Here is a 17036-nt window from a genome sequence, read left to right on the forward strand (position 1 = left end):
TTAGTTAATCTGTTTAGTATTCATTAGCTTGGTATTACAACTGTTTGCAATGCCTTACCGCTAATTTGTATATCAATGGCTTTATCATCTAAAGACAGCTTAATATCTTTAGCTTCAAAACCTTGATTTAATAGTATTACTGCAATAGAACCATCAGGATTCTTTGCGGCGGTTACTAAGAGTCTATCGTCAGAATTTTCAAATCCGATTCTGATTGCATCAGGACGTATATATTTACTAAAATGACTTAATGTATAATATAAAGGTGTGAAATACACCTCATCCTTTTCTGGATCAACAATTACGGGTGCTACACACCAATTTTTAAACCAATTGGGACCTCCATTGGTGTCTAATACCATATTCCAATCGATCCATCCATCAACCCAATTATTTAAACAGCCTATTATATCTCTGGCATATCGATATACTGGCACATATTTAGGATGCATTGGTTTATCTTTCTCTGGAGCCCAATCCCAGCCCCAATCGGTAGCTTCTTTCGACCAATACCATGCATCATCTTGCCATTTCGGGACTTCTGCATCAACACAGGCCTCTGACTGAATCAGGTATTTACTTGGTGCTTTTTTATGTGCGTATTGTAAAGCGTCAGGAAATATTTCAAATGTACTTGCGTACCAATGAATGGCTGTACCATCAAAATATTTAGAAGTCTCTTCATTTTTATATTGAGAATCTATCCATTCTTTTAAATGTTCTCTGTTTTGGTCATAACCTAAAATTTTAATATTTTCTTTTCCATCTGCTTCCAATTTTGGTCCTAAATAATTTTGAACGAAATTGGTCATTTCATCAGGTGTATAATGCATACTTTCCCAATTGTTACCATTTCCTAAGGGTTCATTCTCAACGGTAACTCCCCATATATCAATTCCTTCTGCTTTATAAGCATCAATATATTTTGAAAAGAAAAGCGCCCATGTATCATAATACTCTGGCAGTAATTTACCACCTACCCAACTTTTGTTGTCTTTCATCCATGGTGGTGCTGTCCAAGGAGACGATAAAATTTTAAACCCATCTTTTGAAACCTCCATTGCTTCCTTGATAAAAGGAATGATATCCTCTTTATCTTCTTGTATTGAAAAATCTTTTAACTCTTTGTCTTCTTTTGGAGTGTATGAATATTGACTTAGCGAAAAATCACATGAGTTCATGTGCGTGCGGGTTAATGAATAGTTCGCACCATTGGGCCCAAAATATGCATCGATAACTTTCTTACGATTCTCTTTTCCTAATTGGTTTAAAAGGTATGCTGAAGATTCAGTAAAAGATCCACCAAATCCGGTGATTTTTTGAAACTTCTCATCTGGCAATAGTTTTATCTGTGATGCATTTTTAGCATCAGCAAACTCAGAAATCTTTGTTAATTTATTGCCTGAAGCTGAAGTTTCATATACCTCAACTTTTAACTTATTATCTTTTTCTGCACGACAAGCATGTAGCATAAACGCCATTATTAGTAATATGTAAAGTGAACTTTTAGTTTTCATTTTTCTTTATTCGACCATTCATACAAACAACCATTATTTCTTAATGAGGTGCCATTTGCTCCCGCTTTAATGGCGGTACTAATACCTCTTTCATCATAGCTTCTTTATCTCCATTAAATGTTTTGGTAATTGGGTTTCCGTTTCTGGTCAGCCCACTAAAAATCCCTTTATCTACCGCATCCCATAAGGCATATTTCGCCTTTCCATCGATAGTAAAGAGTCCAAAATGATTCTCTGAGCCTTTTTTATTTCCGGCATCTTTCCATTGTTCATCAAATGCCTCAAAATAGAAGCATGCTATATTGTTTGCATTTGTCCATTCTCTCAAGTATTTATAATACAATGCTTCTTTATATTCATCAGTAGCTTTTGAACCTGTAGCACCATAATGTCCATTCGAAATCGTAGCCCAACCTGTTTCACCAATATGAATAGGCTTGTCAACCCCTAAACTTTTCATATATGCTGATACAGCCTCATATTGGTCAATAGCAAATTTTTTGGCACGGAGCATAGCGCTCTCAATCTTTTCGATATCAGATAACCCTTCCTCATCATCGGGTACACCCCAAAATTCGGGGTTGTAGTGCGAATTATGATAGGCATAGGTATGCATAGAAATATAATCGACAGCCTTAATTAATTTTTCAAGATCTTCTACATGATACTCTGAACCGCCACCTCCCCAGGAAGAAAAGTCATCAGAACTAGTAATCCAGACATCTTTAGAAAGTTTACCTTCTTCTTTTAAGTTTTGAAGGTGGTTTACCCACTTTAGTATAACACCTGGTTGTACAAAATAACTAGTGGCCCATTTTACCATGGCTTCATTACCTACTGCTATTATTTTTACGATGTCAGGATATTGATTCGCTAATGCTACAGCCCTGGCTATTTCTCCTTCATTATTTTCGCTCTCTATATTATGATCGGGTTCAAGACCAGTCCAAGCATTTTTACAATCTATCCAAGCACCTAGCATAACATACATCTCAAAATTTGGATCTTCTTTTTTTAATTCATGAATTGCTTTTAAAATATTTGAAGCGTGTGGCAATTTTTCTTGAACGTTATATGTTCTTATGATTTTGATTCCCATTGCTGCAAGGATTTTCATATCCTCTTTTAATTCTTGAATAGTAGGTTGGACTTCCCTTGTATTTTCTCTATAGCCACCATAGGAAATGGCTAAATAATCAGGATTTCCTAAAATATCTTTAACGGTCACTTCTTTTTTTGTTTTAGGTTGATTTTTCTCTTTCTCGTTTTTTACTTCTTTGCATGAATAGCTTACTATAAAAACTATTGCAATACTAATTATTTTAAGTACAGATTTCATCTGTTTTATTTTTAATTATTAATACTCTAATCCATATCCATAAGGAAATAAGGGTGTTATACTATCGTCCCAAAAATTAGGACCATATTTATTGTTATAATCTTCAATTGATTTTGGCCAAGAATGTGGTAATTTTCCTTTGAAATTATAATCACCAAATAAAACTTCAGCAATTCCATCTCCTTCAGAACCAGGTAACCATGCTGCTACAAATGCATCAGATACATCTATTTGTTCAGTAACAACAAGTGGGCGTCCAGAAATTAACACTGTGATTACTTTCACACCCTTATCAATACAAGACTTAATGTATTTTTGATGTGCCTCAGTAAGCTCTAAAGTAAGATCGTTAGATTCATGCCCTATATCACCAAAAAATTCGGCATACGGTTTTTCACCAACAACTACTATTGCTGCATCAACATTTGTATCATTATCTGATGCATCTTTATCGTAAATTATTTCTCCTTCTGATACTTTTTGTATTCCTTCTAGTATGGTAGTTGCCCCTTTATAATTTTCAGTAGTTCCTTGCCAATTAACTGTCCATCCTCCAGATTGCAAACCTGAATTATTTGCATGTTCACCAACCACGACGACCTTCGATTTTTTAGATAAAGGCAGTATGTTGTTTTTATTCTTGAGCAACACTAACGATTCTCTTACAGCTTGCCGTGCTACAAGACGATGTTGGCTGTTTCCTATTTTTTTTATCAATCTAGCATCTGGAAATGGACTTTCAAACAAACCTAATCTGAATTTTTGCCTTAGTATTCTTTTTACAGCATCGTCAATTCTATCTTGAGATACCTGTCCGTTTTCAACTGCTTTTTTCAAACCTTTTTGAAAATCATCCAAATCTCCATCAACAGCCATCACTACATCTATACCCGCCTTGATAATATCATTTTTTCCAAACCTCGAATATGCTTTCCAATCTGACACCATAATTCCATCAAACCCAATAGCCTCTTTCAAGGTATCGGTGATCATTCTTCTATGCGCATGCATCGCTCTACCACCTAGCGTATTAAAGGATGCCATAATAGCGCCTATTTTATTTTCGACAGCCACTTTATAAGGTGATAACAAGCGTTCTTTAACTTGATCAAAATTGAGTGATGTTTTTCCTCCTTCAACACCAAAATCTGTAGCGCCATCACCAATATAATGCTTGGCAGTCGCCATTACCGTATGCGAATCTGAAAGTTTACCTTGATGTCCTTTTACAGAAGCTTTTGTAAGTTCTTCTGTTAATTTTGTATTTTCAGAAAATGCCTCATAAACTCTACCCCATTTTTCATTATAAGGAATCGCAATACATGGCGAAAACACCCAGTTAAACCCAGTAGCTTGGCTCTCTAAAGCAGTAATTGCGGCAGCTTGCTCTACCAATTTTGCATTTCTTGTTGCTCCTAATCCTATATTATGAGGAAAAATAGTAGCGCCCTCATAGGTGTTTTGACCATGAACAGCATCTACACCAAAAAGCAACGGAATACCTAATCTGGTAGCCAGCGCTTTTTTTTGCAGCCGTACAAATTTAGCTTGCCATTCAGTAGCATTCTTTCCAGGAACGGGTCCTTGTGTATGAATAACAGATCCTATAAACTTTGTTGCAATGTCTTCTTCTGTAACATCATCAAAATGACGTACCTGCGACATTTGACCTATCTTTTCTTCTAGGGTCATTAAAGCGAGTATAGAATCTATTTTTTTTTCTATCATACTTTCTGCATTAACTACTTTATAGTTTTCTTTTTTTGCAAGATCCAGCGAATAATACACTAAAAAGTAATACCTGTGATACTAGTTTTTTATCATTTATATTTTTTATCATTTTAACCGAATACTTCGGTTTAGATATACTTCAACCTTAGCAACTTTACCAGTTCTTTTGAAAATTTCAGAACTCGTCATTTTATCAAGCTCTAGAGATTGTACTACCCTACTATTGTCCTCAGAGTCAGTTATTTTTAAACCATCTTTATCTGAAAGTTTATATACTATTGGTATCTGACAATAGGTAAAGGCAAGTTCATCTTTTAAAATTTTTATCGTTTTTGTAATGCCCGTAACGTCTATATATTGAAATGTACTTTCTTTTGTAAGAAATTCACTTTTTCGTAATAGGATGGGATCAAAACAAAGTCTACCATTTTTTATAAATACCCCTAACTCACCAAAACGACTAATAATATCTTCTTTAACTTGTCCTGTCATTCCAGGCTGTTGTGCTCCTTTTCCTGCTGGAGTATGCGAATAAGGATCTGTTGGAAAAGCACCATAAAGCTCTGGTGATTTATGCACACCGATACCTTCATTAATTTCATAATAGTGCTCTAATAGTCTGCCAATTATTTCATCACCTGCATCGTCTTCAATTGCTTGTAAACAACACTCTTGTACGGCCAATTGTAACTTAGATACCATATGCCAATAGATTGAGCCTAGTCCTTCATACCCATAAAATGTTCCTGACCGGCCTGTGAATGCCTTGTGATTAAATACTTCTTCGAAAATATTTAATACTGTAGTTCCGTCCTTATCGACTAGCTCTTTATAATCAGCAGGAAGCTCTTGCATACTTTTCTTTAGATCTGAAGCATTTCTAAAACCTCCATTAAAATGATAAACACCCCTTACATCTTTTTCTACTACTTGAACATTTCCGTCATTGACTAATTGCTTTAATAGTTCAGATTGTCTTACTGAATTATTTGGGATTGTATTTCGAGCTATGAATCCTTTTAAATCTTTGTATGGATATAACAAATAACTATACTGATCGGGTCTAAAAAGCTTGCTATTTTTCATGCTATCTAATACTGCTAGTGCTTCATTAGAAGTCAAGTATTTAGAGCTCAAAGCAGCTACTTGACCTTCTAACATTTCATCTAAATATGAAATAGAAACAGTATCATCTTCTACCGTCATTAAATTATACGCATGGTATAAATTATCTGTTCGTTTATTTGCTCTTATTGTATGCTCTAAATATTCTAAACTAACATGTATAAAATGTTTAAGTTCTTCTATAGTTACAACTTCTTTTCTTCCAGAGAATGCATGATTATAAATTTGATTTCTATAGTCATTACCAGCCCTCCCAAGACCATCTAATACCTGTTTACGTTGTCTATCATCAAAAGTTCCAGATAATATAGCGCGATGCGTATCGAATGTATTAACAACTGTTTTAAAGAAAGTAACCATCTCTTTAGAAACCTCAACTGAGTTAGTTTGTGTATTTATAAATATGTCGTCAAAGAATTGTAAAAAACGACGTAGATAGTACAAGGTTACCATTGACACACCATTACCAACCAGCGCATTATTTGCGTCATTCCACTCTGGACGCTGTGTGTTCATCCAAATACCACCTTCGGGAATAAAATTTGATAATTTTGCGAGTGTAGTAGCTAATATTTTTTCAATAAAATTGACTTTTACTATAAATCTATTTTCATCACGCAGTAATGCTCCATCTGCTCCAATTTCATTACGCTCAATACGTATTTTATGATCTAATGTTTCGTCAAACTCTATCGTATCTTTTGGATTCTTTAAAATATCTTCATAGCTTTTAATTTTATACGGAACATTCGCATAAACGAATAAATCTTTACTAAAAAAGCTTTCCAATTTTTTGGGCGATAGATTTTCTGAGAATTCTAGAAATTTTAATAGATATATAATTTGATGGTCACCCCAATATCCAATATAACTCCAAGGGTCATCAGGTTCTATAGTTTCCCAATCAAAACCGTCTTTCGTAACACGATACGGATTATAGCCATCGAAAGTAGTAGCATTCAAAAATTTATGAATCATACTTTCTATAAACTCAGGATACGATAATGCTAGCGCTTCCCAATTCTGAAAAATATCGCGCCAATTCCCTTCATAATCTAATATTTTTGATCCATCTATTTCATTTCTAGTATTAATGGAAAATTTATTCCAAGGGCGGCTAGGATCTCCATGACGACGGCTAAATTTTAAGGGCATATATTCTAAGCATAAACGCCTAAAATTTTTATCGTCTGTTTTCGATGCAACTTCTTTTAATTTAAAAACTGAAAACACTTCTGGCAAATCATTAATGATTTCTTCATGTGTGCGCGCTACTTTCTTATTTGCTTTGGCAATGTAATTTTTAAAATCCCAAAGTTCAATAGTGTAATTATCGTCGAAGATACCACCTCGCATGATATTAAATAGCGTGTTTGAAAAATGTCTTTTATCTCTAGAGAAATCGGCTGTTAATTGTAATCCGTCTGCAGCTGCATCTAATGCGATTAAGCGTTGTGTACCAAGAGCAATATCTTGGTTTACTTTTTCAGAAAGCTCAATGTCGGTGCTAATGTCACTTGAAAGTTGTGCAATAGTAGCGTGATTTTGATTTACATTAGCAACAAACATCCACGCTTTCTCAGAATTAGACGCCAAATGTATTTCAGTATGTACAAAATAGGCACCTTTCTCTGCTTTTACATCTACTTCTTGCGTTATGGGTTGTTGCTTTCTAAAATTTTTAAGTTGCTGAGATGATAATAAATACTTTACATTCTCTAACCCTAGTGACCAAACTACATTTGCTTTGAGTGCTTCACTAGGCTCAGCTTTGTCAACAATAATTGCACTTAGGGCAAAAATACCCAAGCCTGTTTTTTCTTCTAATTCACTACGCTTGTACGCATCAACAAGGTTACTACTCTCATTTTGTAAATCGCTACCTACACCATATGGTAGAATGTTTTGAATACCATCTAAAAGAGTAATCGTAACTTCTACAGTATCTGTATTCACCAATTGACTTTTTTTAACAAATCCGAAGAGATTACTAGAGTTCCATTGGTACCGAAAAATAAGATCTAAATCATGATTTATTTCCTCAAACAGCACTTTATTACCATACACATTCTTGTACAAATTTCTAGTAATTTGGAAACGTCCTTCAAAGCGTTCAGAAAAGGGTTCCCATATATGTGTTTTCCCTAGTTTTTCAACTTGAAATATCGATTTACTCCCTGTTATATCTGCTGATTCTGTTATTTTATCATCTGTATAGTATGGAAATAGTGAGAATTCAGCATTTTGGCGACCAGCTGTTACTCCACCATTACTTGATATGAACATCCAATGATTTGAATCACTTACAATACTCATGAAAAACGGACGCATCTGATCACTATTAGATATTTTGAAGAATTCTTCACCATCTAATTTTAAATGTTCTAGTGCTATTTTCTTATCAATTTGAGTCTGCTCTGTAAACATTTTATATACCTATGTACTTTTCGTTTTTGGAAAATAAGGTCGAGTATTTTACCTCTCGACCTTAACTTACTAATTCAAATAAAATTTCTATTCTTTGATTTATTCAAGTCTTAAGTTATCAAAATAAAACACACGTTCTTCGGTTGTTACTTCTCCGTCTGAACCCTCTGGATTATCTGGCTTAATCACTAATTGATTATACGTTGTTGGTGCCGCAGGAAGATTCGTAAATGTAAATTCTAGTTCTACCCATTCATTTGCACCACCAGATACCGTTCTAAATTGAGGTGCAGGATTGCCCGTTACGGGTTCCGTTTGCGGATCTAAGGCAAGCTCAAATCTATAGGTAACATCTGCAACACTAGAATACACCTTCACTTTAAATACTTTGGTTGTTATATCAATAACACCAGCCGGGAATGAGTTTTGCACACCGCCCCAACGGTTAATGCCACTTGCTTTTACAACTTTTAAAACATTATCTGATGTATTGATACCTGATTTAGATGGATTTGCATCTAAACTTGGCGTAACACCTCCGTCACCAGCACTTGAAAATGAAGATACGAATGTTTGACATCCTTCAAAATCTAATGGAAGTTCTGTTGCTGCGATAGGAGTATCATTACATCCTCCTTGGCTACTTGAACCGCCATCATCTAAGACTAATGATACATTGTCAATATTCACTACACCAACTTCAGCGCCAGAATCAAATAAAACTCGTGCATCTGTCGCTCCAAATCCGTCAGCTAGAAGTGTAAGCGTATATGTTTGTCTATCAGTAGTTATATTTACTGCTTGAGAATTATTCGCAAAATCTCCTCCGCTTAATCCAATACCTGCAACTATAGATCGTGCGCGATCAGACCAAGCATCAAATGATAATATATAGGTTGATCCCGCTACTATCTCTAATTTTTGACTCATATTAACATCAAAAGAGTTACCAGCATTTTCTACGTTTACTGAATAATAGCTATTACCATTTTCTGTCACTACTGGAACAGGATCTGTACCAACACCAATAGTCCATGGAGCAGCACCTGCTTCGAAATCACCATTCGTTAACAAACCACTATTAAAAGGAGCTGGTTCATTAACATTAACAGTTCTCGTTACTTGAGTAGCTGCATTTCCTGCTTGGTCACTTACATTATACGTAATCGTATAAGCTCCAGCAGTACTTGTATCTACCGTATCTCCTCCTACAACAATGCTTCCTGAGATATCACCATCAACATCATCTGAAGCTGTAGCACCAGGATCTGTAAATGTATCTCCAACAGTTAGATTGATAACTGCATCACCATTCAAGGTAATAACAGGAGCAGTTGTATCGCCTCCAGATCCACTATCGTCTAAGAATAGTGATACATTATCAATATTTACTACACCAACTTCAGCTCCAGAGTCAAATAATACTCGAGCATCAGAAGCACCAAAGCCATTAGCAGTTAATGTTAACATATAAGTTTGTCTATCTGTGGTTATATTTACAGTTTCAGAATTATTTGAAAAATCACCACCACTTAATCCTATACCAGCGATAATACTTCTAGCGCGATCGGACCAAGCATCAAAAGTTAATTTATACGTTTCTCCTTCAATAATTTCTAATTTCTGACTCATATTCACATCAAATGAATTCCCTGCAGTTTCAACATTCACTGAGTAGAAACTATTATCACCTTCGGTAACTACAGGAACTGGATCGGCACCCACGCCAATAGTCCATGGAGCTGCACCTGCTTCAAAATCACCATTGGTTAATAAACCGTCATCAAATGTGCTTCCTGGATCACTCTCACTAAGTGTAAGATCATCTAAATAATAGGTTCCTCCATTAGTAATGGCACTGTCAGACTGATCATTGTCTGGCTTGATCACCAATTGATTGTATGCCATTGGTCCCGCCGGTAAGCCTGTAAACGAGAATTCAACTTCTACCCACTCATCAGCAGTAGGAATTGTTACAAATACTGGTGCAGGATTTCCGATACTGCCATCATTAGGGTTTGCTAATAATTCAAACCTGAAAACAACATCTGCTTTCGTAGAATATACTTTTAACTTAAAGATATTTGTCGTTGTTAAATCAAAATTATCAGCGAAAGTATTTTGAATACCCGCAAAGAAATCTGAATCAGTAGGTTTATCAACCTTTAGCACAAAATCAGAAGTATTTATACCTGTTTTAGCTGGATTTGGGGCTAGCTCAGAAGTTATACCAGCACCAAAATTATCTGAAGATGGGAATGTAGCACAGCCTTCAAAATCTAATGGAAGAGCAGTTGCCGCAACAGGAGTGTCATTACATCCACTAGTTGGTGCAGGTGTTTCTACTTGCATTATATCGTCTATATAGAAAGTACCTGCTGTTGTACCAGGGCCATCTACAAATAATGTTATTCTCGAATAACTTGCATCAGAATTAAAATCGAATCTAATTTCTTCCCATCCAGTGCCACCATGACTAGCTGTAGTTTCTACATCGGCACCTGTTCCTTCTTCTAGTTTCATTAAAACATCAACCGGAGCATCAGACCAAAAGTTAACTTTAATAGATTTCAATTCGGTCAAATTTATAGGCATCCCTAAATCAAAGAAAACACCCTCGAATGCGGCTCCGCTATTTGTAATGGCACCAACGTTAGAAGTGCTTGTGTTAGAACCTGAAGCGTCAGGATTTGCTACTATAGCAAACGATGCTCCGTTAAAGGTTGTAACATTATAATTTACATTAGGGTCGTCGAAATTAACTGGAAAATTAATTGGCAATGGAATGTTGATTACTATCTGATCTTCAAATGTACCAGAAGCTCCTGCTACATTTTTAGCGGTCAACACAACAGTATATGTACCTGTGCCATATACTTTCACGGGATTAATATCTGTGGAAGATGTACCATCACCAAAATCCCATGAATAACTATCTGCATTTTCTGATAGGTTAATAAAGGATACAGCACCTGTATCTTCATTAATTGTATGGGTAAAACTTGCTACTAACTCTGGTAATGTAGCATCATCATCATCTTCACATGCAAAAAAGGAAGCTGCGACAACTAGCAACCATAGTATTTTAGATCTTTTGATTAACTGTTTCATGATTATTCTTATTAGTTATATTAGTTTTTTATTATTGATATACTCGTATATAATCTACGATCATAGATTGTGGAAATACAGTTTCCGTACTTGGTGATCCTGGAAAACTACCACCCACAGCCACATTCAAAATCATATAGAAAGGATGGTCAAACACCCATTCGCCAGAAACATCTTCTGGGGTTATTGTATTATAAAGATCACCATCTACATAGTAGTTGATTTTATTTGGACTCCACTCAATTCCAAATACGTGAAAACCCGTATCAAACCTATCACCTTCTAAAGTATATTCTTTGGTTTCTGCTTGACCAGCTGAATAACCCGGACCATGTACACTACCGAAAACTACATTAGGAGAATCTCCGAGATATTCCATAATATCTATCTCACCACATTGCGGCCAAATATTTGTATCGCAATCATTACCCAACAACCAAAACGCTGGCCAATATCCTTTACCATAAGGCACTCTAATACGTGCTTCAAAACGACCGTATTGTTGTTCAAATAAACCTTCAGTTGTAAGTCTTGCAGAAGTATAATTAGCTCCTTCAAAAGATTCTTCTTGTGCTGTAATTAATAAAAACCCATTTTCAACCTTTACATTTTCTGTTCGGTTTGTATAATACTGTAGTTCATTATTTCCCCAGCCATCACCATTAGGTCCTCGACCTATTTCAAAATTCCAAACTGAAGCATCTGGCGCCCCTTCTGTATCAAACTCATCTGCAAAAACAAGATTTGTAAGTGTAGTTACTTCTTGCGTTTCGTCTGTTTCACATGAAATTGAACACACAAATAAAGAGATAGCACATCCAACTAAGAATAATCTGCTATTTACTATGTTTTTAAAATTCATAATTATTTTGTTAGTATATTTTTACTACGACTATTACTCTGTATAGAAATATATATTGTCTAAAATAAAGTTAGGCCCACCCGTTAATATAATGGCTCCTAAATTATTTTTTTGATTCGCAATATCACCTCCAAGAGGTATTTCAACTGAAGTCCATTGACCAACAGCTAGATTTGTTATTTCTGTTCTAAAATCTTTATCATCTCCAATAGGGTTTCCATTATTAGTGTTAGTTTCTATCATTTGATTTGCACCGATATCTCGAATTTGAAGGCCTATTTCAACACCTGAATTGAGAACAAAAACATCCACATGCATAAAATTCAATGCAGAAGCGTCAACGGGATTGTTAAAAATGATTCCTGTAAAATTGTTGTTAGCATACGATAAAAAAGAATCTCCGTTTGCGGTAAGGATGTTTGTCTCTGTACTAGATCCACCAAATCCTGGAGAGAAATTACTTTCGGTATCATTAGTATATGTATCACTAAAAATAGATTTTACATTGGCTTGAGGTCTTTCTGGTATTGGAGCAGCTTGTAAGTCTCCAAAAGAATTTACCGTAATAGACCCTCTAGCTGGTGTTCCATTTATCGATGCAGTAATTAGTGTTTCACCTCTACTCAATACCGTATATTCTCCTGACTCATTGATATTCGCAATATGAGGTGCCGAAGAAGTGAAATCAAAATATGATGGCGCTGCAGTGACTGTTATATTCTCTCCAGAAGCTAGATTAAATGTTTGGGAAAGTCCACTAACGGCTTGTGTTGCCCCATTAATAGTTTGTACACTTATATCCTCACCATTAAAAATAGCTGGATCTGGTTGTGCTATAGTACCTAATTTCTCAAATTTTACTTCATCAAGCCAAAGTATATACCCACCTTCATCACCAGCAAAAGAAGCTCCTTCTGCTAGCCATAACAACCCTGTTTCATTAAAAACTCTAGAAGCATCTGGAATAGGAATAACATATTTTTTCCAATTTGTACTTACTGCAAGACCATTTAGTGTTACTTGATATTTATTATTATTCTCACTATTAATACCAAATCCGATAGCATCTATCGTCGCACCTTGCGATGCTTTTGCGTAAAACGTCAAAGCATCAAAAGCAGAAAGATCTCTATTTGCTGTCGTATTAAATGCAGCACCAACAAAACCATTCCCAAATGTGGGAACGTCAAAACGCATCGCAGAACTTCCTGAAAACACCTCATCAGTAACTACAGTAAAGGCATTTGGGTCTGCGCCTGCATCTACAAAGGGAAAATAATCTAAACCTGCAGAAAAATTATCAATAAAAACATCACCATTTTGAGGAAATGTTGCAAAAATTGCTTCATCTGAAAGCTCTCTTTCACAACTCAATAACGCTACACACGTCAAAGCTATAAAGAAGCTTTTGGAACTTAAATATTTTATATTTTTCATATTCATCTTATTATTTTCCTATGTTAATATGTATATATGTTCTTATTTCCCATTCTTGACCATTATCAAATCCTACTCGACTTAATACAGGTACCGCTGGGAAAGAATTCGGATCGATCGTATTCGTAATTAAATCTCGAGGCGAATATTCATTTAAAGATCGCCAAGTACCACGAATTCCAATTTTCGTATCAGGTAGAATAAACCAATCAGGCTTACCTATAGATGTAGATATGTCTAGTGACATTTGTAATGGATACGTTAAGTTAAAATCACGATGGTAATCATAAGGACCCCAATCGTTCACTTTTAACATCCCTTCAAATTTCCATTTTTTATAGATGGCACGCAGATCAGCACCGAATCTTTCGACAGTACGCGGGTCACTACCTAATGATTGCGCGTTTCCACCATATAAATTTGCTATAAAAGCTAAATCTGGATTAATTTTAGATACGATTCGTGAATGTGCTTCCCATAAATCTTTTGCTGGAGCGGCATTCGGAAATGCGAAAAACGTACGATTTGCTAAGAAACCAATATGCGCATCCATATTTGTAGGCAAGTGGCGATACACAAACCCAACATTAAAGGCTAACTTTGCATCTTCTACCCGGTCATTGTCCCAAGAATAGAACCAAGAACCTGGTGTTGGGTCATATGTAAGTATAATTTCACCTGCCGTAGTTTTACGATTAGAACGTACTGCAAAAGGATCATCAATTACATTTCTAAGTCTAGCTAAGCCAGGAGCATTGTTAGGTGCCGCAGCTACCAATGGCTCTTGCCATAAAAAGTTGGGTGCTATTTGCAGATTACCGATAGTATAGGTAAAACCTGTAAGAAAACTGTTTTGGTTACCACTACCATTATCTTTTAGTTTCCATCCAGAAAAGTTCTGCGTTTGATCTACACCTCCATTGGCTACTAAACCTGTAGTTGCACCTAAAGCATACCAATTAAATTTTCCTTTCGAATAGGTAATTTTCGCCTTTGCACCCCAGTTATCATCTGAATTGATCTCATCTTCATAAGAAATATTGGTAGTTTTATCATAAAATGGAAATTTAACTCCATTAAGAGGGCTACCACCCCAAATACCTCCTACTGTCAGTCCGAAATTACCAAACTCTTTTTCAACGGCTATCGTCGCTCGTTCGGTTGGCCATGGCGGAATTACACCTGATCGAATTTGATTAGCATCTAAAATACGACGACCATTCTCATCTAACTCTATGTCTGTTTCTAAGTCTCTATGATATATCCCTGAGATTTCAAAACCTTTTACTTTTGTGTTATATTTTATCAATGCAGTAGGATTTGCTCCCCACCATAGTTGAGGGCCAAATGCAGCACTCAATCCTTTCAGCTTTCCTTTACCATCGATCTCCATACCTAATATCTCACCATTATAGATATCTAAATTAGGACCGTAGTTTGCTTCAGGGTATAAACCGAAGAAATCACCTTCATATCCCCAATGGTAATGACCAGTTCTATAGAATCCTTTTATATCTGCAATATTCGTGTTCCATTCATATTCTGCACTATAAACTCGTACTCTATTGTTATCGGTAAGAACTACGTCTGTACCATCAGCTCCTTCAACTACTACTGGACGGGCAGTATTTTCATAAAAAATCTCATTGATTGGGTTTGTAGCCACATTACCAACGATATTGAAGTTTACATTAGCGCGCATACTGGCAGTGGGCTTTCCTTCTACGCCTACATAGTACGATTGCATATGATCAAAACCTAATTGATCTGGGAAAACAGCATTTGCTGGATCTGGATCGGCGGTATTCGGTGTAGTAATAAGTTTACCACCTGTATTAAATGTTGTGAACTCCGCTCTTAATTGACTAATTCGGAGTTTCCCACCACTTTTAGCCTCCAATGCAGCTTGGTCACCTCTTGCACGGAGAACTGCCCCCATTAGACTTATGTCATCAAAATGCTCCTTAAGTGTGTTTAAACTCGCTCCATCGGCATAAGGGTTGTATTCATGAGCATCTTTTAATGCGTAATATGCAGCTCTGGGATATAACTCATATAAACCTCTGGTATCAGTAGGGCCTTTGGCTGCAATACCAAACCACTCTTCGTTCATGTTATTATCTCCTTCTTTCGCTTGATCTAGGCTGTAACCACCGTTACCCCATGTAGCAGCATTATCATGTACATCTAAGTTTTCTGTTTGCTTATACTTCCACCAACCATCACTAAATTGAAAAGTAAAACCACCAATGGAATTACCTACTTTTCCTAAGCCCGCAGCATTTTCATAAATGTTTTTCCAATTTTCTAAATCATAATAAGCTTGCATATACTGATCTTCTTTATTATCTCTTGCATTAAAAGCATCAGAACCAAATTCAGAAAATAGTATCGGTAGATTCAACTCATCTTTAACTTTTTGAAATGCATCGCCAAAGGAAGTACCACGATACATATTTGTACCATATATATCTATATCAGTACACTCTTCTTTAACAAGATCTAAATACAGTAAGTCACCATTACAAATCGCAACGGGTACATTTGTATCTATTTTCTTTACTTCTTTCGTAGCATCGTTAAACGCCTTGTACAATGCTCTTGCAGCCCTTATTTTTCCAGGGTCTGCTGCACCGTCTATTGGTATATCTTCGGTCTCAGCACTTGTCCATGATAAATGATAATTATTCTCATTACCAATCATATATAGCAATAGACCTGGAACATTTTTATACGTGTTCGCCATTTGAATGGCTTCATCCATTAAAACTTTATGTGTTGCAGGATCGGCATAATTAGTTTGTGGTACCCAAGCACCATTAATAGTAAGTCCGTAAGCACCAAAAGTAATATTGAGCATCGTATAAATACCATATTTTTCGTAGATATAGGTAATCCACTTAGGTTTTAAGTTATACGTACGTATGGCATTCACACCCATGTTTTTCAACAAGGACATTTCTCCATCGATGGCTGCTTTGATGACATCGTCAGATTTAGCCCAAATGCCTGGGTCTGTAATAGTGGTACCAATCGGGACATAATCCCAATTCACACCATTAACCATGAAATCTTTGCCATTTACTACTAATTTCATTCCGTCATCGCTCTTCACAACTTCTACTTTGTCAGCTTGTGCAAATAGTAAAGTTGTAAATAACAAGAAAATGATACTTAGAAAATTGTGTTTCATTGTATTGTTTTTAGAGTTCATCAATTAGATTTTGTTTTGATAGCCAGTGACAAGAATCTAATAAAGAGAAGAGGCTTATCGAAGGGAGCTATCTAAGAATGATATAAACTTATTTCTAAATATTGCGAAATCCATAAAAAACACCTCTACAAAAAACATACATATCAATTTTTAAGTTTGATTTTTGTTAAATTCTAATTACATCTATATATAGAAAAGCAAATTATCAATAAAGAAAATGGACAATACGTATATTTTTAAAACTACAACATGTATAGGTAATGTTGAGTTTTT

General features: G+C 35.7%; 8 protein-coding genes. All 8 read right to left on the bottom strand.

All coding sequences use genetic code 11. From position 1 onward, the window contains the following. Positions 1-23: 23 nt before the first annotated feature. The 8 genes from AC1EUY_RS05620 to AC1EUY_RS05655 all read right to left on the bottom strand — a co-directional run bounded on the left by AC1EUY_RS05620 (position 24) and on the right by AC1EUY_RS05655 (position 16742). Positions 24-1517: a glycoside hydrolase family 30 protein gene (locus AC1EUY_RS05620; protein ID WP_480194529.1), complete on the bottom strand. Its 1494-nt coding sequence runs from the start codon at positions 1515-1517 to the stop codon at positions 24-26. Positions 1518-1557: 40 nt separating this feature from the next. After that, entirely contained in the window at positions 1558-2856 is a 1299-nt protein-coding gene (locus AC1EUY_RS05625; protein WP_480194530.1) for a glycosyl hydrolase family 17 protein, read from the bottom strand. Between the two features lie 18 nt (positions 2857-2874). Further along, positions 2875-4584, bottom strand: a complete 1710-nt coding sequence (locus tag AC1EUY_RS05630; RefSeq protein WP_480194531.1) for a glycoside hydrolase family 3 protein — start codon at positions 4582-4584, stop codon at positions 2875-2877. A 108-nt stretch (positions 4585-4692) separates the two neighbouring features. After that, positions 4693-8139, bottom strand: coding sequence for a hypothetical protein (locus AC1EUY_RS05635; protein WP_480194532.1), 3447 nt, complete (start codon positions 8137-8139; stop codon positions 4693-4695). Between the two features lie 99 nt (positions 8140-8238). After that, a complete protein-coding gene (locus AC1EUY_RS05640; RefSeq protein WP_480194533.1) occupies positions 8239-11250 on the bottom strand; it encodes a carbohydrate binding domain-containing protein in 3012 nt (1003 codons plus the stop codon). Positions 11251-11281: 31 nt separating this feature from the next. Continuing rightward, on the bottom strand, positions 11282-12112 hold the full coding sequence (locus AC1EUY_RS05645; RefSeq protein ID WP_480194534.1) for a glycoside hydrolase family 16 protein: 831 nt from the start codon (positions 12110-12112) through the stop codon (positions 11282-11284). Positions 12113-12145: 33 nt separating this feature from the next. Further along, the gene (locus AC1EUY_RS05650; RefSeq protein ID WP_480194535.1) at positions 12146-13549 is read right to left on the bottom strand and encodes a CIA30 family protein; all 1404 of its coding nucleotides are present in this window, start codon (positions 13547-13549) and stop codon (positions 12146-12148) included. A 10-nt stretch (positions 13550-13559) separates the two neighbouring features. Further along, the gene (locus AC1EUY_RS05655) at positions 13560-16742 is read right to left on the bottom strand and encodes a glycoside hydrolase family 2 TIM barrel-domain containing protein (RefSeq protein WP_480194536.1); all 3183 of its coding nucleotides are present in this window, start codon (positions 16740-16742) and stop codon (positions 13560-13562) included. Between the last annotated feature and the right edge of the window lie 294 nt (positions 16743-17036).

This window comes from Maritimimonas sp. 2210JD6-3, from assembly GCF_056591795.1.

Bases quoted from the DNA above. Each gene is read 5' to 3' on its own strand.
- AC1EUY_RS05645 (WP_480194534.1), bottom strand. From the start codon at position 12,112: ATGAATTTTAAAAACATAGTAAATAGCAGATTATTCTTAGTTGGATGT.
- AC1EUY_RS05640 (WP_480194533.1), bottom strand. From the start codon at position 11,250: ATGAAACAGTTAATCAAAAGATCTAAAATACTATGGTTGCTAGTTGTC.
- AC1EUY_RS05650 (WP_480194535.1), bottom strand. From the start codon at position 13,549: ATGAAAAATATAAAATATTTAAGTTCCAAAAGCTTCTTTATAGCTTTG.
- AC1EUY_RS05625 (WP_480194530.1), bottom strand. From the start codon at position 2,856: ATGAAATCTGTACTTAAAATAATTAGTATTGCAATAGTTTTTATAGTA.
- AC1EUY_RS05620 (WP_480194529.1), bottom strand. From the start codon at position 1,517: ATGAAAACTAAAAGTTCACTTTACATATTACTAATAATGGCGTTTATG.
- AC1EUY_RS05655 (WP_480194536.1), bottom strand. From the start codon at position 16,742: ATGAAACACAATTTTCTAAGTATCATTTTCTTGTTATTTACAACTTTA.
- AC1EUY_RS05635 (WP_480194532.1), bottom strand. From the start codon at position 8,139: ATGTTTACAGAGCAGACTCAAATTGATAAGAAAATAGCACTAGAACAT.
- AC1EUY_RS05630 (WP_480194531.1), bottom strand. From the start codon at position 4,584: ATGATAGAAAAAAAAATAGATTCTATACTCGCTTTAATGACCCTAGAA.